Origin of the sequence: Burkholderia latens (assembly GCF_902499045.1) — a bacterium.
Lineage (GTDB): Bacteria > Pseudomonadota > Gammaproteobacteria > Burkholderiales > Burkholderiaceae > Burkholderia > Burkholderia latens.
The window spans coordinates 266,570-284,273 of the sequence record NZ_CABVPL010000003.1; the positions used below are offsets into that span (position 1 = coordinate 266,570).

The 17,704-nt window shown below is 69.8% G+C and carries 19 protein-coding genes and 1 pseudogene; 8 read left to right on the forward strand and 12 right to left on the reverse strand.

The genetic code is table 11. From position 1 onward, the window contains the following. Nucleotides 1-65: 65 nt before the first annotated feature. The gene (locus BSE24067_RS03790) at nucleotides 66-1,016 is read right to left on the reverse strand and encodes a LysR family transcriptional regulator (protein WP_151064998.1); all 951 of its coding nucleotides are present in this window, start codon (nucleotides 1,014-1,016) and stop codon (nucleotides 66-68) included. 133 nt (nucleotides 1,017-1,149) lie between these two features. On the opposite strand from BSE24067_RS03790, the gene BSE24067_RS03795 reads away from it, so the two are divergent. The 4 genes from BSE24067_RS03795 to BSE24067_RS03810 all read left to right on the forward strand — a co-directional run bounded on the left by BSE24067_RS03795 (nucleotide 1,150) and on the right by BSE24067_RS03810 (nucleotide 4,221). Continuing rightward, nucleotides 1,150-1,866, forward strand: coding sequence for an SDR family oxidoreductase (locus BSE24067_RS03795; protein ID WP_151064990.1), 717 nt, complete (start codon nucleotides 1,150-1,152; stop codon nucleotides 1,864-1,866). A gap of 264 nt (nucleotides 1,867-2,130) precedes the next feature. Then, nucleotides 2,131-2,466 carry a putative quinol monooxygenase gene (locus BSE24067_RS03800; RefSeq protein ID WP_151064991.1) on the forward strand — a complete coding sequence of 112 codons (336 nt, stop codon included), beginning with the start codon at nucleotides 2,131-2,133 and terminating at the stop codon, nucleotides 2,464-2,466. Continuing rightward, nucleotides 2,463-3,620, forward strand: a complete 1,158-nt coding sequence (locus tag BSE24067_RS03805; protein ID WP_151064992.1) for an iron-containing alcohol dehydrogenase — start codon at nucleotides 2,463-2,465, stop codon at nucleotides 3,618-3,620. Before BSE24067_RS03800 ends, BSE24067_RS03805 begins: the two co-directional genes overlap by 4 nt. 10 nt (nucleotides 3,621-3,630) lie before the next feature. After that, nucleotides 3,631-4,221, forward strand: a complete 591-nt coding sequence (locus BSE24067_RS03810; RefSeq protein WP_151064993.1) for a putative glycolipid-binding domain-containing protein — start codon at nucleotides 3,631-3,633, stop codon at nucleotides 4,219-4,221. Nucleotides 4,222-4,248: 27 nt separating this feature from the next. Here the strand turns inward: BSE24067_RS03810 and BSE24067_RS03815 are convergent, their stop codons facing one another. Then, complete coding sequence (locus BSE24067_RS03815; RefSeq protein ID WP_174904692.1) at nucleotides 4,249-5,241, reverse strand: sulfonate ABC transporter substrate-binding protein; 993 nt, start codon at nucleotides 5,239-5,241, stop codon at nucleotides 4,249-4,251. A gap of 205 nt (nucleotides 5,242-5,446) precedes the next feature. Next, nucleotides 5,447-5,854 carry a DUF427 domain-containing protein gene (locus tag BSE24067_RS03820; protein ID WP_151068614.1) on the reverse strand — a complete coding sequence of 136 codons (408 nt, stop codon included), beginning with the start codon at nucleotides 5,852-5,854 and terminating at the stop codon, nucleotides 5,447-5,449. A 369-nt stretch (nucleotides 5,855-6,223) separates the two neighbouring features. On the opposite strand from BSE24067_RS03820, the gene BSE24067_RS03825 reads away from it, so the two are divergent. After that, a complete protein-coding gene (locus BSE24067_RS03825; RefSeq protein WP_151068615.1) occupies nucleotides 6,224-7,885 on the forward strand; it encodes an ABC transporter substrate-binding protein in 1,662 nt (553 codons plus the stop codon). 87 nt (nucleotides 7,886-7,972) lie between these two features. Here BSE24067_RS03825 and BSE24067_RS03830 read toward each other — a convergent pair whose 3' ends face one another. From BSE24067_RS03830 to BSE24067_RS03855, 6 genes are all read right to left on the reverse strand, one after another. Next, nucleotides 7,973-8,920, reverse strand: coding sequence for a TauD/TfdA dioxygenase family protein (locus BSE24067_RS03830; protein ID WP_151068616.1), 948 nt, complete (start codon nucleotides 8,918-8,920; stop codon nucleotides 7,973-7,975). Between the two features lie 183 nt (nucleotides 8,921-9,103). After that, nucleotides 9,104-10,060: a TauD/TfdA dioxygenase family protein gene (locus BSE24067_RS03835; RefSeq protein WP_151068617.1), complete on the reverse strand. Its 957-nt coding sequence runs from the start codon at nucleotides 10,058-10,060 to the stop codon at nucleotides 9,104-9,106. 160 nt (nucleotides 10,061-10,220) lie between these two features. Continuing rightward, the gene (locus BSE24067_RS03840; RefSeq protein ID WP_151068618.1) at nucleotides 10,221-11,069 is read right to left on the reverse strand and encodes an ABC transporter ATP-binding protein; all 849 of its coding nucleotides are present in this window, start codon (nucleotides 11,067-11,069) and stop codon (nucleotides 10,221-10,223) included. A 35-nt stretch (nucleotides 11,070-11,104) separates the two neighbouring features. After that, nucleotides 11,105-11,932, reverse strand: a complete 828-nt coding sequence (locus BSE24067_RS03845; protein WP_174904693.1) for an ABC transporter permease — start codon at nucleotides 11,930-11,932, stop codon at nucleotides 11,105-11,107. Between the two features lie 22 nt (nucleotides 11,933-11,954). Next, the gene (locus BSE24067_RS03850; RefSeq protein ID WP_174904694.1) at nucleotides 11,955-12,803 is read right to left on the reverse strand and encodes an ABC transporter permease; all 849 of its coding nucleotides are present in this window, start codon (nucleotides 12,801-12,803) and stop codon (nucleotides 11,955-11,957) included. 14 nt (nucleotides 12,804-12,817) lie between these two features. After that, nucleotides 12,818-13,900 (reverse strand): ABC transporter substrate-binding protein, encoded by a 1,083-nt coding sequence (locus BSE24067_RS03855; RefSeq protein WP_151068703.1) that lies wholly within the window; start codon nucleotides 13,898-13,900, stop codon nucleotides 12,818-12,820. 94 nt (nucleotides 13,901-13,994) lie between these two features. Between BSE24067_RS03855 and BSE24067_RS03860 the strand changes: the two genes are divergently transcribed. Continuing rightward, nucleotides 13,995-14,252 (forward strand): hypothetical protein, encoded by a 258-nt coding sequence (locus tag BSE24067_RS03860; protein ID WP_151068702.1) that lies wholly within the window; start codon nucleotides 13,995-13,997, stop codon nucleotides 14,250-14,252. Between the two features lie 208 nt (nucleotides 14,253-14,460). Next, entirely contained in the window at nucleotides 14,461-14,640 is a 180-nt protein-coding gene (locus tag BSE24067_RS03865; protein WP_174904695.1) for a hypothetical protein, read from the forward strand. Here BSE24067_RS03865 and BSE24067_RS03870 read toward each other — a convergent pair. After that, the gene (locus tag BSE24067_RS03870; RefSeq protein ID WP_174904696.1) at nucleotides 14,604-15,866 is read right to left on the reverse strand and encodes a glycosyltransferase family 87 protein; all 1,263 of its coding nucleotides are present in this window, start codon (nucleotides 15,864-15,866) and stop codon (nucleotides 14,604-14,606) included. The genes BSE24067_RS03865 and BSE24067_RS03870 overlap by 37 nt on opposite strands. A 35-nt stretch (nucleotides 15,867-15,901) precedes the next feature. Continuing rightward, nucleotides 15,902-16,093 (reverse strand): annotated as a pseudogene (locus tag BSE24067_RS03875) (glycosyltransferase); the annotation flags it as partial. A gap of 285 nt (nucleotides 16,094-16,378) precedes the next feature. Between BSE24067_RS03875 and BSE24067_RS03880 the strand changes: the two are divergent. After that, nucleotides 16,379-16,759 (forward strand): phage protein NinX family protein, encoded by a 381-nt coding sequence (locus tag BSE24067_RS03880; RefSeq protein ID WP_151068701.1) that lies wholly within the window; start codon nucleotides 16,379-16,381, stop codon nucleotides 16,757-16,759. A gap of 17 nt (nucleotides 16,760-16,776) precedes the next feature. Here BSE24067_RS03880 and BSE24067_RS03885 read toward each other — a convergent pair. Next, nucleotides 16,777-17,704 (reverse strand): ABC transporter substrate-binding protein (locus BSE24067_RS03885; RefSeq protein ID WP_254600352.1); only part of this gene is annotated, 928 nt, incomplete at its 5' end.

The window sequence follows — 17,704 nt, forward strand, 5'->3', positions numbered from 1 at the left end:
TGCCGGGATTCGGGAAAACGGTGCCTGATCCATCCGGCCGGATCGGGCCGCGTCGCGCCCGTTCGTCAGCGCGCGCGGCGCGGTGCGCCGGTGTCCGGATACGCCCGCTTGCATACATCGATCACGGCATCGCGCAGCCGGCGATGCGCCGGGTCGCCGTGCATGCGCGGATGCCATAGCGCAGAGACGAGGATTTCCGACAACTGGACTGGTATCTCGAAGCTGCGCAGGCCCAGTGCGTCCGCGAGCCCCGGCGTGAACGCGTTGCCGAGGCTCGAGTGCGGCACGAGCGCGATCAGATCGGTGCCGGCCGCGACGCGCATCGCATCGGGATAGCCCGGCACGACGACGTGCACCGCATGGGCGGGCGCGAGCGTGTCCGCCGGGCCGCTGAAATCGCCGAGCTGCGCCGCGATCACGTGACGGCAGCGTGCATAGCGCGCGGCCGTGACCTTGCCCGCACCGTTGCCCGACGCGAACAGCGGATGCCCGGCGCGCGCCACCGCGACGTGCCGGTCGTAAAACAGCTCGCGTGTGTGCAACTCCGGCGCGTCGTCGCCGCGCTTGCCGATTTCCAGGTCGACCGTGCCGTCGCGCAGCGGCCCCGGATCACGATGGGGCTTCGCGACGAAACGCACGCGCACGCCGGGCGCGATGTCGCCGATCGCGGCGACCACCGGGCCGGCGAGCATGTCCATGAACGATGCACCGGCGCGGATCGTGAATGTCGACGACAGCGCCGCCATGTCGATGTCGGCGGTGGCGGGCCGCAGCACGGCGCGCGCGTCCGCTGCGACCGCGTGCACGCGATCGCGCAACGCCGCCGCGTGCGGCGTCGGCACGAGCGTGCGTCCGGCCCGCACGAGCAATTGATCGCCGGTGGCCGCGCGCAGCCGCGCGAGCGTGCGGCTCATCGCGGACGTGCTCAGCCCGAGGCGGCGCGCGGCGGCGGTCACGCTGCCCTCGGTCAGCAGCACGTCGAGCGCGGTGACGAGGTTCAGGTCGATGTCGTCCATCCGGACAGCATACGGCATCGCGTGGTTTGACAGCGCGTGGGATGCAACTATCGGTTGAATCCGGTGCGTCTGGTGCATCTCGTCTCACGCACCTATAGTCGCTGCATGACTGACTTCGGCAAAGGCGAACATCATGCAATCGACCGTATCCGGCACCGGCGCGCCATCGATCCTGCTCGTCGCGGCGTCGCGCGGGCTCGGGCTCGCGATGGCCGAGCAATTCCTGGACAAGGGCTGGCACGTCACCGGCACGGTTCGCGCCGGATCGGGCCGGACGAAGCTGCACGAGCTGGCCGAACGCTTCGACGGACGGCTCGACATCGACACGCTGGACATCTGCGAACCGGAACAGCTGTCCGCGTTGCGCGCGCGCCTCGCGGGCCGGCGCTTCGACATGCTGTTCGTGAATGCGGGCACGACCAACGATCCGAACGAAACGATCGGCGAAGTCACGACCGACGAATTCGTGCGCGTGATGATCACGAACGCGTTGGCGCCGATGCGCACGATCGAGGTGCTGCACGATCTGGTGCGCGACGACGGGCTGATCGGCGCGATGTCGTCGGGGCAAGGGAGCGTCGCGAACAACGTGACCGGGATGCGCGAGGTCTACCGCGGCAGCAAGGCCGCGCTGAACCAGTTCATGCGCAGCTTCGCCGCGCGTCAGGCCGCGACCCGGCGCGCGATGGTGCTGATGGCGCCGGGCTGGGTCCGCACGGAACTCGGCGGGCCCGACGCGCGCCTGACGATCGAAGAAAGCGTGCCGAGCCTCGTGAACGTGCTGATCGACAAGCAGCGGCGCGCGGGGCTCGAATACCTCGATTACCTGGGGCGCACGGTGCCGTGGTAAGCACCGCGGCCGGGCGGGCGCGAGACGCCGCCGGAGCCGGCGACGGCGGCGCACCGGCATGCGAGCAGCGCGCGTCCGGACGTTCGCACGGCGCATCGCTATCACGTGGATGACCGCGCTGCGTGCGCTGCGCCGATTCAATACAATGCGACGTCGAGGCGTCGGCGTCGTATCGTGCAGCCGGCCGCCAGGTTCGATGAGCGGGATCGACGAGCTTCCCGCGCGTCGCAGAACGACGGGCCGCCGGCGAATACGGAGCGCAGCATGAACGAACCCTATCTGCAGGTCATCGCGCATTTCTTCGCGAAACCCGGCAACGGCGATCGCGTGGTCGAACTGCTCGCGGAACTCGCGACGGCCACGCGCACGGAGCCGAAAAACCTCGATTACGCGTACTTCCGGTCGCCGGTCGACCCGGACCACATCGTGATCCTCGAGCGCTACCGCGACGCCGACGGCCTCGACGTGCATCGGGAAACGCCGCATTTCCAGCGGATCGGCGTCGGCGCGATCATTCCGTTGCTCGATCGCCGCGACGTGACGCGCTACATGGTGCAGCCGGACACCGGCACGGCGACGCCACCCGGAGGCACCCGATGAACCCGTTTCAATTCCGCACCGTTCCGGCGCAGATCGTCGAATTCGGCGCCGCGCGCCGGCTCGGCGCGCTGCTGCGCGAACGCTTTCCGGCGCTCGCGCGGCTGTGCGTCGTCACCGATGCGTTCCTGCATCGCAGCGGCGTGCTCGCGCCCGCGCTCGCGAGCCTCGCCGAGCACGGCTGGCAGGTGACGGTGATCGACGACGTGATCGCCGATCCGCCCGAGCACGTCGTGCTCGAAGCGACCGCGCGCGCGGTGGCGGCCGATGCGCAGATCGTGCTCGGCCTCGGCGGCGGTTCGTCGATGGACGTCGCGAAGCTGATCGCGGCGCTCGCGCCCGGCCGGCAGCCGCTCGCGGACATGTACGGCGTCGACAAGGTGACGACGTCGCGGCTGCCGCTCGTGCAGATGCCGACGACGGCCGGCACGGGCTCCGAAGTGACGGCCGTGTCGATCGTCACGGTCGGCGAGGCGCGCAAGATGGGTGTCGTATCGCCGCACCTGTTCGCCGATGTCGCGATTCTCGACGCCGAGCTGACGCTCGGGCTGCCGCGCGCGGCCACGGCCGCGACGGGCATCGACGCGATGGTGCACGCGATCGAGGCCTACACGTCGTCGCGGCTGAAGAATCCGGTATCCGACATGCTGGCCGTGCAGGCGTTGACGCTGCTGTCGCGCAATCTGCTGAAGGCCTGCGACGACGGCAACGATCGCCATGCACGCGAGGCGATGCTGGTCGGCGCGATGTTCGCCGGCCAGGCATTCGCGAACGCGCCGGTCGCGGCCGTGCATGCGCTGGCCTATCCGGTCGGCGGCATTTTCCACGTGCCGCACGGGTTGTCGAACGCGCTCGTGCTGCCGCACGTGCTGCGCTTCAACGCGCCGGCCGCCGCATCGCTGTATGCGGAGCTCGCGGCGATCGTCGCGCCGGCGGCGACGGGCAGCGACGAAGCGCGCACGCACACGCTGATCGACGAGATCGACCGGCTGATCGTCGCGACCGGCATTCCGCGCACGCTGCGTGAAGTCGGGATCGGCGAGCGCGACCTGCCGAGGATGGCGGCGGATGCGATGCTGCAGACGCGTCTGCTCGTGAACAATCCGCGCGAAGTGACGGAAGCCGACGCATTGGCGATCTATCGTCAGGCGTGGTGACGCAGGCGACATGACCCGACCCCGACCGAACGAGGCCGCGCGCACGCGGTGCGTCGCGTGGCACATCGTGCAGACGTGGCAGTCCGCCGAATGGTGCCGGCTCGTCGAGACCCGCGCGGGCGCCGGCCTGTCGGGCTCGGTCGCGGGCGCGATCGACGGCGCGCCGTTTCGCGTCGACTATGCGATCGCGTGCGACAGCGACTGGCTGACGCGCTCGGTGCGCGTCACGCACTGGCTCGGCGCGCAACCACCGCGGCAGCTCGAACTCGCATGCGACGCGGGGCGCTGGACGATCGGCGGCGCCGACGCACCGGCACTCGCGGGCGCGACGGACATCGATCTCGGCTTCAGCCCGTCGACCAACACGCTGCCGATCCGGCGTCTCGGGCTGGCGGTCGGTGCATCGGCCGTCATCCATACCGCATGGCTGCGTTTTCCGGCGTTCGACCTCGTGCGCGGCGAGCAACGCTATGCGCGCACGGCGGAACGCGTGTATCGCTACGAGAGCGGCACGTACGCGGCCGATATCGCGGTCGACGACGCGGGGCTCGTCACCGATTACGACGAGTGGCGGCGGATCGGCGCGGCGCGCGCGCCGTAACCCGCGGCACCTCGCGGCGGCGGCGCGTCAGCGCGCGTTGGCGACCGTCACCTTGCCGGGAATCAGCTTCAGCGTGCTGAACGCGTCGGCGATGCTCTGCTGATACGCGAGCGTCGCGTCGGTGATCGGCTGCACGCCGTAGCCGGCACGCTTGAGCGCGATTTCGAGCGTCGGCGCGTCGAGGCCCACGAGCGGCGACAGCTGCGCGGCGACTTCCGGAACATGGTCGCGGCCCCAGCGGTCGACCGCGTCGACTTCGTCGAGCAGCGCGCGCAGCACCTGCGGCTGCGCGGCCGCATATTTCCGTGCCGCGAGGTAATACTGCGTATTGCGCACGAGCCCTTCGCCGTCCGCGATCACGCGCGCGCCGAGCTGCCGTTCGGCGGCCGCCAGATACGGATCCCAGATTACCCATGCGTCGACGCTGCGCTGCACGAACGCGGCGCGCGCGTCGGCGGGCGTCAGGTAGATCGGCTGGATGTCGGCATACGTGAGGCCTCCACGTTCGAGCGCCTTCACGAGCAGGTAATGGACGTTCGACCCCTTGTTGAACGCGACCTTCTTGCCGCGCAGCTGCGCGACGGTGCGGATCGGCGAATCGGGCAGCACGACGATCGCCTCGCCGTGCGGCGCGGGCGGTTCGTTGCCGAGATAGACGAAGTCGACGCCGGCGGCCTGCGCGAAGATCGGCGGCGTCTCGCCGACCGTGCCGACGTCGATCGCGCCGGCATTCAGCCCCTCGAGCAGTTGCGGGCCGGCCGGGAATTCGAGCCATTGAACGGTCACGCCCTGGCTCGCGAGCCGCTTCTCGAGCGTGCCGCGCGCCTTGAGCACGACGAAGTTGCCGTACTTCTGGAAGCCGATGCGCAGCCGCTTGTCGCTGCCTTGGGCCCATGCGGGCGCGCCCGCGAGCGGGCCGAGCGCGAGCCCGGCCAGGCCGGCGGCCGCGCCGTGCAGCCAGCGGCGGCGGCGCGGGTCCGCCGGAGTCGTTTCAACGTGTGCGTGCGGTGTGTCGTTCATCGAGGCGTCCTGCTGGCGGGTTCACGGGGCGCGCGCGCATGGCGCGACCGGCGCGGGACGCGGCCCGTTGCGGTCGATGCGCGCGGCCGGCCCGCGCCGGATTCGAGACGATACGGCCGCGCGGGACGACGGCCAACCAATGAATCCGCATATGCAAATCAGCGGCCGGACGCTACGTGAACGGTCGCGCGGCGGGGCGCCGCGCTCACTCGCTGACGAGCAGGCTTTCCTCGATCGAGTCGACGCGGTCCGGATAGAACGCGAGGTGGCCGCGAATCGTTTCGACGGCCGGATACGGATGCTCGTACGTCCACACCGCGTTGGTCGCGCGTTCGCCGCCGGCCGGAATCGAGTAGTACGCGCAGTCGCCCTTGTACGGGCAGTACGTCACATGGTCGGTACGCTGGAGCTGCGACATGTCGGCGTCCTCGCGCGGCACGTAGAGCACGGCCGGATAGCTGGCCTCGCGCAGCACGAGCGCGTGGCGCGTATCGGCGACGACCTTGCCGGCCACCTTCACGACCACACGCGACGAGTGCGGTTCGATCAGGATCGGATGATCGGGGCCCGGCGACTTCACGGGGCGAGACGGCGTATCGGGGTTGATCGACATCGTGGATCCTCCAGGATCGGGCGGCGCACCCGCGGGTGCGCGATGCCGGCACGCGTGCGCCGGGCGGATTCCCGCGCACCGGTGCCGGCGTTGGCCAACCGATACGATGCGCCAATTTCGAGGAAGCTGCAGAGGGACGGAAGGATGCCCGCGGCGGCGAGCGGATGACGCCGCTGCGTGACGCCGTGCGGCGCGTGATGCGACGGTTCGCGCGCGTGCCCCCGCCGCTCGGATGGACATTTTCATGCGGCAGCAGCGGGATGCATCGGGCGCGATAAGCAACGCGGAATTAATTGGTAAGCGATCGGCGGGCGGCGCGCGAAGATCGGCAGTCGTCATTCGCGTGACAACCTTTCGTTCCTCTCCACCATGAAGATTCCATTCAAATCGCCCGCCGCGCGCCGTGCGCGGCGCACTTCCGTTGCCGCCGCGGCGCTGCACGGCGTGGCCGCGTCGCTGCTGTTCGCCGGCGCGCTCGCGCATGCGTATGCGGCGCCGGCGGACAAGACGCTCGTGTACTGCAGCGAAGGCAGTCCGGCCGGCTTCGATCCCGGACAGCACACGACCAGCACCGATTTCGATGCGAGCACGTACACGGTCTACAACGGGCTCGTGCAGTTCAGGCGCGGCACGCTCGATCTCGTGCCGTCGCTCGCGACGAGCTGGGACGTGTCGTCCGACCAGCGCGTGTACACGTTCCACCTGCGGCGCGGCGTGAAGTTCCAGACGACCGCGTGGTTCAAGCCGACGCGGCCGTTCCAGGCCGACGACGTGGTGTTCACGTTCCGCCGGATGCTCGACCCCGACGATCCGTTCCGCAAGACGTATCCGGTGAGTTTCCCGTACTTCAGCGATCTCGGCTTCGACCGCAACATCGAGCGCATCGAGAAGGTGGACGACGACACGGTGCGCTTCGTGCTGAAGTCGCCCGACGTCGTGTTCGTGCGCAATCTCGCGATGGCGTTCGCGTCGATCCTGTCGGCCGAATACGCGTCGCAACTGGCGGCGCGCCATCGCGAGGCCGACATCAACCAGTTCCCGGTCGGCACCGGCCCGTTCCAGCTGCGCGCGTACCAGAAGGACGCGCTGATCCGCTACGACGCGAACCCCGACTACTGGAAGCCCGACGACGTGAAGCTCGCGCACCTCGTGTTCGCGATCACGCCCGATCCGGCCGCGCGCCTGCAGAAGCTCGTGGCCGGCGAGTGCCAGGTGTCGGTGTTCCCGCGGCCGGCCGATCTCGAGACGGTGCGGCGCGACCCGAAGCTGACGCTGTTTTCGGGCACGGGCTTCAACGTCGGCTTCGTCGCGTACAACACGCAGCATCCGCCGCTCGATCGCGTCGACGTGCGGCGCGCGCTCGACATCGCGATCGACAAGGCGGCGATCATCAAGACCGTGTTCAACGGCGACGCGACGATCGCGACGAACCCGATGCCGCCCGCGCAATGGTCGTACAACCCGCGCCTGAAGGACGCACCGCGCGATCCGGCCGCCGCGAAGGCGCTGCTCGCGCAGGCCGGCTTCCCGAACGGCTTCGACCTGACGCTGTGGGCGATGCCGGTGCAGCGCCCGTACAACCCGAACGCGCAGCTGATGGCGCAACTGATCCAGCAGGACTGGGCGAAGATCGGCGTGCGCGCGAAGATCGTCAGCTACGAGTGGGGCGAATACAACCGGCGCGCGAAACGCGACGGGCAGCACGACGCGATCCTGTACGGCTGGTCGGGCGACAACGGCGACCCCGACAACTGGCTCGGCACGCTGCTCGGCTGCGAGGCCGTGCACGGCAGCAACCTCGCGAAGTGGTGCAACGCGGACTTCGAGCGGCTCGTCACGGCCGCGCGCACGAACGCGGACGTCGCGAAACGCACGTCGCTCTACGAGCAGGCGCAGGTCGTGTTCAAGGATCAGGTGCCGTTCACGCCGATCGCGACGTCGATCGTGTCGCTGCCGATCTCGAAGCGCGTGCACGGGCTGACGTTCTCGCCGCTCGGCGGGCACCGGTTCGACGGCGTGTGGCTCGATTGAAGCAGTAGAAAGGAAAAGCCGGCGCGCGGGCGCCGGCTGTCGGAACGTCGGTGAAGCGGCGGCGGTGAAGCGGCGGCGCGGCGCCGGTCAGTTCAGCGCGACCGCAGCCGCGGCTTCGACCGGCGAGCCTTCGAGCGCGACCGATGCGCGGCCGTCGGGGCCGACCGGCACGTCGCCGACGAGCGTCGTGCGGTACAGCTGGCGGTCGAAATCGAGATCGAAGATGTCGACGGGCGCGAGATGCGCGGTCGCGCGATTGTCCCAGAACGCGATGCTGCGCGGCTCCCACTTGAAACGGATCGTGAATTCCGGCCGCGTCACGTGTTCCCACAGCAGTTCCAGCAGCGCCTGACTCTCGCGCGGCGTCAGCCCGACGATCGACTTCAGGAAACTCGGGCTCACGTACAGCGCGCGTTCGCCGGTCTCCGGATGCACGCGCACCAGCGGATGCTCGGTCACGAGCGGGCGGCGCTCGACGGCTTCGTCGAACGCGCCGGTCGCGCGCGCACCCGCTGGCGGCGTGAAGCGATGGATGCCGCGCAGGCCGTCGACGAAGCCGCGCAGCGGCGCCGACAGCGTCTCGTATGCTCGCACGAGGTTGGTCCAGTGCGTGTCGCCGCCGTATGGCGGGATCGTCACGCCGCGCAGGATCGACGCCCACGGCGGATTGACGGCGGCCGTCACGTCGGTGTGCCAGCCGGTCCACGGCCGGCGTACCGGCTCGCCTTCGAAACGCGTCGCCTTGCGATGCTTCGCGATCGAATAGACGGCCGGATGGCCGTCGACGTGGCCGAACACCGGGTGGCCGACGGTCGGCTCGCCGAATTGCGCGGAAAACGCGACATGCTGTTCGTGCGTGAGGAACTGCTCGCGAAAGAAGATCACGCGCCATTTCAGCAGCGCGGCGCGAATCGCGGCGATCTGCGGCGTGGTCAACGGTTGCGTGAGGTCGACGCCGCGGATCTCGGCACCGATGTGGGCGGACAGCGGGATCACGTCGACCGGCTGCGCAGCGGGTTCGGGAAGGGCGCTCATGCGACGCTCCTGGTGGAAGTGGACGGGTCGGCCGGGCGGCGACATCGTTGTGCGTGCATGCATCGGGCCGGTGTCGGGAAGGTCATCGTCGGTTCCTCATGGCGCGCATGCCGGAATGCGCGGATGCGCGGATGCGGGAAGGGCAGCGGGGCGGCGGCGGTCGGCGCCGCCGCCGCGCACGGATTACTGCAGGGTCGCGCCCGGCCCCTTCAGCAGCACGCTGCGGCGGCCGTCGATGCCGACCGGCACGTCGCCGTGCACGGTCGCGCGGCGCACGACGCGGCGCGCATCGCCATAGTCGTTGATCGCGTAGTGCTGCGTCGCGCGGTTGTCCCAGATCGCGACGTCGCCCTGCTGCCAGCTCCAGCGCACGGTGTTCTCGAGACGCGTCACGTGTTCGTGCAGCACTTGCAGCAGGCGCGCGGAATCCTGCGACGACAGCCCCTTGATCTTCTGCACGAAGTGGCCGAGCACGAGTGTGCGTTCGCCGGTCTCCGGATGCACGCGCACGACCGGATGCTCGGTTTCGTAGACGGTCGACGTGAACACTTCGCGATAGCGCTTCAGCTGCGTGTCGTCGGCGTGCACGTGCGTCGACGCGTAGTCGTACGCGTTCGTGTGCACCGCCCACAGCGTGTCGGCGAGCGCGCGCAGCGATTCGGGCAGATACGTGTACGCGGCCGCCGTGTTCGCCCACACCGTGTCGCCGCCGAACGGCGGAATCACGACCGCACGCAGGATCGACACCTTCGGGTATGCGTCGACGAACGTCACGTCGGTGTGCCACGAGTTCGCGCGCGCGCCGTGCGCGGAATCCAGTTCGAGCAGCGCCGCGCTGCCGTCGGCCGACGGCACGGTCGGATGCGCGACGGTGTCGCCGAAGCGGCGTGCGAACGCTTCCTGCGCGGTATCGTCGAGATGGCCCTGGTTGCGGAAGAACAGCACCTTGTGGCGCAGCAGTGCGGCGTGGATCGCGTCGAACGTCGCATCGTCGAGCGTGCCCGACAGCCGCACGCCGGCGATCTCGGCGCCGATTCGCCCGGCGACCTGGCGAAGCTGAAGCGGGGCGGCGGCCGTGCGCGGCGCGGCGGCGTGCGAAGTATGCGATGACGGGTGAGCGGCGTGCTGGACTTCGGACATCGGGAGTCTCCTGGGTCGGGAAGGTCGAGTCTCCATTCAAGCAGGGACCGCGCGAAACCGGAACCGATGAATCGTCACAACCTTAGCGTGCGCGGTGATGATCGATATCTGTCGTTGTGCTGAGCGATGCGCGCGGCACCGGCGCCGCAACGCCTTCGCGTCACCACGCGAGCCGCCATTCGCCGATCCGGTGCGCATGCGGCGCATCGACGCGAATGCGGCCGCCGTCGCCGTCGTCGCCCGGCGGTTCGCGATCGTCGAAATCGGCGAGCACCGTATCGCGCAGTCGCAGGAATTCCGGCGAATCGCGCCGGCGCGGCCGCGGCAGCGTGACGTCGACGATCCGCTCGATGCGCCCCGGCCGCGGCGCCATTGTCACCACGCGATCGCCGAGATACACGGCTTCGTCGACGTCGTGCGTGACGAGCACCATCGTGATGCGTTCCTGCGCCCAGATGTGCAGCAGTTCGTTCTGCATCCGCGCGCGCGTTTGCGCATCGAGCGCACCGAACGGCTCGTCGAGCAGCAGCACGCGCGGCCGGTTCACGAGGCCGCGCGCGATCGCGACGCGCTGCGCCATCCCGCCCGACAACTGGTTCGGATACGCATGCTCGAAGCCGTTCAGCCCGACGAGCGCGATGTGCTCGGCTACCGCACGGCGCTTCGCCGCCGCGTCGAGCGGCGCGTTGCGCAACGCGGCTTCGACGTTCTGCTCGACCGTCAGCCACGGAAACAGCCGATGATCCTGGAACACGATCCCGCGCTGCAGCGACGTGTCGCGCACGCGCGTGTCGCCGGCTCGGATCTCGCCCGCGTAATCGGTGTCGAGCCCCGCGATCAGCCGCAGCAACGTCGACTTGCCGCAGCCGCTCGCGCCGACGATCGTCACGAACTCGCCGGCACGCACGTGCAGCGACACGTCGTCGAGCACGGCGAGCGACGCGCCGCGTTGCGCATAGCGCTTGCTCACATGAAGGATATCGAGCGAATCGGAAGCGGGAGTCGTCATGACGGAGCAGAAAGAAACACGAAAGAAGAGGGCGATCAGCCGCCGGCGCCGCCGCGGCGAGCCAGTACCTTGCGCTCGAGCGCACGCGCGATTGCGTTCAGCGCCCAGCCGGTCACGCCGACGACGATGATCCCGAACAGCACGAGGTCCATCCGGAACTGTTCGCTGCCGTCGATCAGCGTGTTGCCGATTCCGCTGCCGGCGACGAGCAGGTATTCGGCGCCGAGGGTCGCGAGCCACGAGTAGATGAGGCCGAGATACAGCCCGGTGAAGATCGACGGCAGCGCGGCAGGCAGGATCACGTGGCGCACGAGCTGAAGCCGCGAATAGCGCAGCGCGCGGGCGACGTCGACATACGCGCGCGGCACCGCATGAATGCCGTCGCATGTGTGCGCGGCGACCGGCAGCAGCGCGGCGAGCGACAGGAACACGACCTTGGCGACGTCGCCGAGGCCGAACCATACGGAAATCAGCGGAATCCACGCGAACAGCGAAATCTGCTTGAACGTGTCGAAGCTCGGACCGGCCACGCGTGCGGCGATGCGCGACAGCCCGAGCGCGGCGCCGAGCAGCAGGCCGCTGGTCGCGCCGATCGCGAAGCCGCACGCTTCGCGCGCGAGCGAGGCCGACAGCGCGCGAGCGAGCGCGCCGCTGGCCGCCTGCTTCCATGCGGTGTGCAGCACGTCGGCCGGGCCGACGAGCAGCCCGCTCTTGACGAGATGCGCGGACGACACGGCCCACCACAGCGCGAGCGCGGCGACCGGCAGCACGAAGCCGCGCCAGTCGGGCACGGGAACGCGCCGGGCGGGCGGAACGGCCGCGTGCGCCGCAGGCTCGGCGGTCGGCGGAATGGAAGAGGGCACGAGCGCGCTCCTTGAGTCGGGTTCAGCCGCGGAACGCGGACGGCACGCCGCGGCGCAGCCGTGCTTCGAGCGCGTCGAGCAGCCGGTTGATCACGAGGCCGACCGCGCCGACCACGATCACCGCGGCCATCACGAGATCGAGCTGGAACAGCTGGCGCCCGTACACGATCAGGTAGCCGAGCCCTTCCGACGACGCGACGAGCTCGACGACGACGAGCGCGAGCCACGATTTCGTGAACGCGAGCCGCACGCCGGTCGCGAGCGTCGGGATCGCGGCCGGCAGCACGACGCGAACGATGCGCTGGCCGCGCGTATAGCCGAACACGCGCGCGACTTCGTCGAGCGCGGGCGGCGTCTGGCGGAAGCCTTGCAGCGTGCTCATCGTCACGGGCACGAGCGCCGCGTGCGCGATCAGCAGATACTTCAGCGGCTCGCCGACGCCGACCAGCAACAGCAGGAACGGCAGCCAGCCGAGCACCGGAATCTGCACGAGCGCGTTGAAGCTCGGCAGCACGTACGCTTCCAGCGTGCGCGACAGGCCGAGCGCGGCGCCGGTCGCGAAACCGAGCAGCGTGCCGGCCGCGAAGCCGACGAGCACACGTTGCAGGCTGATCAGCGTGTGGCGCACGAGATCGCCGCTTGCCGCGAGTTCCGCGAGCGAATCGGCGACCCGTTCGGGCGGCGGCAGGATCTGCGGCGCGATCCAGCCGCGCGCGCTGCCGGCGGCCCACAGCGCGAACAGCAGCGCAGGCAGCGCCCACGGCGCGAGCCGCCACGCGACGCGGCGCACGGCCGCCGCGCGGGACGGCCGCGCGGCGAGCGCGTGCACGGGCGCGTCGGGCGACGGAATCGGGATCGCGGTGTCGGTCATCGGGCGGCTCCCGGTCAGGAAAGCGGCTTGCCGGCCGCGTCGTAGCGCGGCCAGTAGTGTTCGAGGTGCTGCGCGCGCAGCGCGTTGTCGAGATACTTCGGCTCGAACCAGCCGTCGACGTCCACCGGCTGACGGATCAGTTTCAGCTTCAACGCATCCTGTGCGACGGCCTTGTAGCGCGCGATCACGAACGGGTCGATCAGCGGCGACAGGCGGTCCTTCAGGCGCTGGTTCGCGTAGTCGGCCTGCCACGACGCATACGGGACGCCGCTTTTCGCCCACAGCTTGAACAGCGCGTCGCGGTTCGCTTCGTCGGACGACCATTGCGCGCCCTTCACGAATGCGTTGACGATGCGCTGCACGATGTCCGGATGCGCACGCTCGAAGTCGTCGAGCACGAGCAGGTGCGTTTGCCGCGTGAGTTGCGGACCGTCGTTCTGCGATTCGTAGATGATCTTCGCGAGGCCCGCGTCGCGCAGCTTGTACAGCTGATAGTCACCGACCGATGCGTCGATGCCCTTCGACGCGAGCGCGGCGAGCGCGCTCGCGGAGTCGAGGTTGATCACGCGCAAATCGCGTTCGCTCAGGTTGTTCTTCGCGAGCGCGTTGTCGGCGACGAGCTGCAGGTTGGTGCCGCGAAAGATCGACACGCGGCGGCCTTTCAGATCCGCGAGCGAGCGGACGTCGGAGTCCGGCGGCACCGCGATCTTCACGCCGGAGCGCACGCTCGCCGCGAGCAGCAGGCGCGTCTTGATCCCGTTCGCGCGCGCGAGCACCGCCGGCAGGTCGCCCTGGTACGCGAAGTCGAGCGCCTTGTCGGCGATCGCTTCGTTGACGGCCGGGCCCGCGCCCTTGAAGAACAGCCACTGCACGTTGATGCCGTCGGCCGCGAATTCCTTTTCGACGAGCTGCTGGAGCTGCACGGTGGCCGCGCTCGATCCGCCGAAGGTCGGCGGGTCGCCGGCACCCTGCTGGGCGACGCCGATGCGGATGGTGGCGGGCTTGTCGGCGTGCGCGGCGGCAGCAGGCAATGCAACGAGGGACGCGATCAGCAGCGATCGCAGCAGGCGCAGCGGAGACGGGAATCGTTCGATCATGGTGCGTCGGTTGGCGGGGAATGGAAATCGGGCCGAAGAGCGTCGAATCATTCTGGAGGACGTCGCCGCCGCGGGACAAGCAACGATTTGAACTATGCATATCACCGCATTTCGGATGGGCAAATCACCAGCCGCAGCGTTTCGAAATGGCGACGCGCGTGCGAAACGGGGTTCCCGCATGCCGATCGGAATGCGCAATATCTTCCGCGTGCATCCGGATGTACGCGACCAGACTGCTGGAACGCGGGTGGCCGCCGCTTTTTCGAATAAACGTCGTTGCGCTGAACCGTGGCGCGAACGGCTGCAATCGGCTTTTACTTTTCTACGCCACAGCGCGCGCTCGTCGCGATGAAAAAACGCGGCGACGACGGTGTCGCCGACCGGCGGTGCGCTGAACCGGGCGCAGGCCGCGCCCGCGGCGAACGGCGAGATCGCTCAGAACGCGGCGGCGGGCGCGCCGCTGGCGACCGGCTACTGGAACGTGACGCGCACGCCGGCGTCGATGCAGCCCACCGCGATCACGCCCGGCCAATACGAAGTTGCCGGCGGTGGAGGTCACGGTGTCGCGCGCGCCGGGCGGCAACGGCTGCTCGGTTCCGCCGCGGCTCGGCACGCTGCTGGGCGTTTCGGGCGCATCCGGCAGTGCGACCGCGATCGTGGTGTTTGCCGCGTCGCGCGGCATCGCGACGGGCGTCGGGCCGTACTACGGCGTGTACGTGCCGCGGCGGCGCGCGTTGTGAGCGTCGTGCCGCGCGCGGCGCAGCAGCACGAGCAGCGCGAAAAGGGTCACGGCCGGGCCGATCTGCGGCGCCTGTAGCCACGGGTTCAGATATTCGACGGCCGGCAGCGCCCACATCAGTGCGATCGCGCTCTGCTCGCCGCGCAGCCAGCCGTCGCGCCAGCCGATCGACAGCATGCACGCGATCGCGATCGCAAGCCACGGGAGTTCGTAGTGCCACACGTACGGGTTCGCGACGAGCGTCGCGACGGCCAGCACGGCTGCGCGCACGCGGATGTCGCGCGATTGCGTCCACGCGACGCACGCGGCTGCGATCGCGATCGCAGCAATGCAGCCCTGCGCGACGTACGCGGCGCCGACCGGCATGCCCGCGAGGCGAAACGCCGCGAACGGCGTCGGCGACACGAGCCAGAACACGATGCCATGCTCGAGAATGATCGAGCGGGCGAGGCCGGCGCTCGCGGCGAACAGGCGCAGCGACGCGACGCCGCACACGAGGACGCTCACCGCGGCGAACCCGCCGGCCGCGAGCGCGGCCCACGCGATCGTGCGCCATGCGCGCACCGCGATCAGCACGAACGGGAACAGCAGCGCCATCTGCGGCTTGACCGACAGCAGCGCGATGCAGAGGCCGGCCCACACCGGCCGCCGGTCGGCCCAGAGAACGGCCAGCGCCGCACACGATGCGGTCAGGAACGCGTTTTGTCCCAGGGTCGCCGTGACGAACACGCACGGCGCCGCAACCAGCGCGAGCAGCCCCGCGCGTGCCGCGCCGGGGATCGCGCGCAGGCCTGACACATGCCACGCGGTCATGCCGAGCACCGCGACGCCGCCCGCGACGAACAGCGGATACGCGAGCGCGAACGGCAGCAGCGCGAGCGGCGTCACGAGCAGCAGATACGTGGGCGGGTAGAGCCACGGTGCGAAGACGCCGTGACGCAGGTTCGGAAACAGCTCGGCCGACAGCCGCGAGAATGCGGAGAAGTCGTACGCCTGTGCCGGCGAGCCGTGCAGCATCACGTACGACGCGGACCAGAACACCGAGAAATCGGCGCCGGGGCGCAACGGAATGGTCCCGTGTGAGTCGCGTATGACGGCCACCCAGATCACGATGAACAGCAACGCGAGCACGAGCACGAGCGAGCTGTACAGCACCACGCGTCGCGGCGTGAGCCACGCGGCGGCCGCGCGGTCCGATGCGCGCGTCGGCTGGCGGGGAAGGTCCAATTGGGCGCCCAGGTCTACTTGAACGACGTCTTGCGGGCGGCGATCGACAGCAGCCGCTCCAGCGTGCGGTCGCGGCTGCCGTCGTTGATGCAGACGGTCTCGAAGCGCACGTCGGCGACCGAATCGGCAACAGGCAGCGTTTCGGCGAAGAATGCGTCGATCGCTTCTTCGTCGTCGTGAAACGGTACGACGAGCGAGATCAGCGGCTTCCTGGCGTGCGTGGACATGCTGCGGTCTCCCCGAGAGATCCGGCCGGCGCTGCACCGTATGGTTTCCGTTGTCGTCTGCGAACGGGGGCGGCCCATTCGGCGCGAAGGCGGTTCCGGCCTGCTCGTCCAGCCCAGGCCCGGCGATGGGTGTTGCGTTCATTGTAGGCAAGAATCGCCGATTCGTTCCAGGTATCGACACGTTCGCGCGGCGGCTGCATTGCCGGGAAGACGGCGGGCGCCGCGTGTCGACGCGCGGTGCACGCGGGCGCTACGATGGCGTTTTCAATCGCGAAGGAGCGTGCGATGCGAGTTCAGGACCTGGTCGGCGCACCGCTCGATTTCTGGGTGGCGATGGCGCAGGAGCTCGGCGCGCCGCGCGTGGGCGTCGGCGCGTCGGGATGTACGGTCGTTCGCGAAGCGGGCGGTGCGCCGGTGCCGTACGCGCCGTCGTCGTCATGGGCGGACGGCGGGCCGCTCGTCGAGCAGTTGCCGTTCGGCGCGTTCGAGCGTGACGGCCGGCACGGCGCGTGGCGCGCGGTGCTGCATCGAGCGGTGCCGGCGGCCGGCGAGCGCTGCACGTTCAATCAGTCGGGGCCGACGCTGCTGATCGCCGCGATGCGCACGCTGGTCGCGTCGACGTTCGGCGACGACGTGCCGGATCTCGACATGTCGAAGCCGCGCTGAAACCTCGGCGGAAGCGGTCAGGCGGCCGACAGATTGCGTACCGCGATCGATGCGACATCGACGCGTTTCGGCAGGATCGCGTCCGCGGCCGCGCGATCGGCGACGCGCTGCAGCACGGCGATGTCCGCGCTGCTGACGCTGCGCTGCGCGAGCGCCGCGCGGCCGGCGATATCGGCGGCCGCGTCGCGCGGCAGCCGCGTGAGCGACGCATAGACCGTCGCGTATTCGGCCGGGTTCGCGAGCGCCCATTGACCGGCGCGGGTGAGCCGCGCGAGCACGTCCGCGAGCGCCGCGCGCTTCGCTCGATCGTCGAGCGTCTCGACCGGCGACGTCAGAAACGCAAGCCCCGAGTTGATTCCGCTGCCGTCGCGCACGACGCGCGCGCCGCGCCGCACCACGTTGCCGTAATACGGATCGAAGGTCGCCCAGATGCCGATCTGCTTCGCCTCGAACGCGGCGAATGCGTCGACCGGCAGCACGAAGCGCACGTCGACGTCGCCCGGCGCGAGGCCGTGTTCGCGCAACGCGCCGTACAGCTGGTATTGCGAGATGCTGCCGCGCGCCGACGACACGACGACGGTGCGCCCCTTGAGGTCGGCGACCGTGCGCACCGGCGAATCGGGCTGCACGACGATCCCGAGCGAGCTGGGCGAGCCGACACGCGTCGCGACGATCCGCAGCGACGGGTCGCCGAGCGCGGCCGTCAGCACGGGCAGGTCGCCGGCCGGCGCGAGATCGATTGCGCCCGCGCGCTGCGCTTCGAACAGCGGCGCGGCGCCCTGGAAGTTGGCCCAACGAAACCGGTACGGCACGCCGTCGAGCACGCGCGCCGCGTCAGCGAGCGCGCGCAGGCCGCCGGCCTGATCGCCGAGCACCAGCGTGACGGTCGACAGGTTCGCGCTCGCGGCGCGGGCGGTGGCGGGAAGGGCGGCTGCGCCGGCGAGC

Excerpts from the sequence above, each read along its gene's own strand:
- BSE24067_RS03840 (WP_151068618.1), bottom strand. The coding sequence starts at position 11,069 with ATGACGACTCCCGCTTCCGATTCGCTCGATATCCTTCATGTGAGCAAG.
- BSE24067_RS03830 (WP_151068616.1), bottom strand. The coding sequence starts at position 8,920 with ATGAGCGCCCTTCCCGAACCCGCTGCGCAGCCGGTCGACGTGATCCCG.
- BSE24067_RS03810 (WP_151064993.1), top strand. The coding sequence starts at position 3,631 with ATGACCCGACCCCGACCGAACGAGGCCGCGCGCACGCGGTGCGTCGCG.
- BSE24067_RS03850 (WP_174904694.1), bottom strand. The coding sequence starts at position 12,803 with ATGACCGACACCGCGATCCCGATTCCGTCGCCCGACGCGCCCGTGCAC.
- BSE24067_RS03790 (WP_151064998.1), bottom strand. The coding sequence starts at position 1,016 with ATGGACGACATCGACCTGAACCTCGTCACCGCGCTCGACGTGCTGCTG.
- BSE24067_RS03835 (WP_151068617.1), bottom strand. The coding sequence starts at position 10,060 with ATGTCCGAAGTCCAGCACGCCGCTCACCCGTCATCGCATACTTCGCAC.
- BSE24067_RS03805 (WP_151064992.1), top strand. The coding sequence starts at position 2,463 with ATGAACCCGTTTCAATTCCGCACCGTTCCGGCGCAGATCGTCGAATTC.
- BSE24067_RS03815 (WP_174904692.1), bottom strand. The coding sequence starts at position 5,241 with ATGAACGACACACCGCACGCACACGTTGAAACGACTCCGGCGGACCCG.
- BSE24067_RS03795 (WP_151064990.1), top strand. The coding sequence starts at position 1,150 with ATGCAATCGACCGTATCCGGCACCGGCGCGCCATCGATCCTGCTCGTC.
- BSE24067_RS03855 (WP_151068703.1), bottom strand. The coding sequence starts at position 13,900 with ATGATCGAACGATTCCCGTCTCCGCTGCGCCTGCTGCGATCGCTGCTG.
- BSE24067_RS03820 (WP_151068614.1), bottom strand. The coding sequence starts at position 5,854 with ATGTCGATCAACCCCGATACGCCGTCTCGCCCCGTGAAGTCGCCGGGC.
- BSE24067_RS03800 (WP_151064991.1), top strand. The coding sequence starts at position 2,131 with ATGAACGAACCCTATCTGCAGGTCATCGCGCATTTCTTCGCGAAACCC.
- BSE24067_RS03880 (WP_151068701.1), top strand. The coding sequence starts at position 16,379 with ATGCGAGTTCAGGACCTGGTCGGCGCACCGCTCGATTTCTGGGTGGCG.
- BSE24067_RS03860 (WP_151068702.1), top strand. The coding sequence starts at position 13,995 with ATGCATATCACCGCATTTCGGATGGGCAAATCACCAGCCGCAGCGTTT.
- BSE24067_RS03825 (WP_151068615.1), top strand. The coding sequence starts at position 6,224 with ATGAAGATTCCATTCAAATCGCCCGCCGCGCGCCGTGCGCGGCGCACT.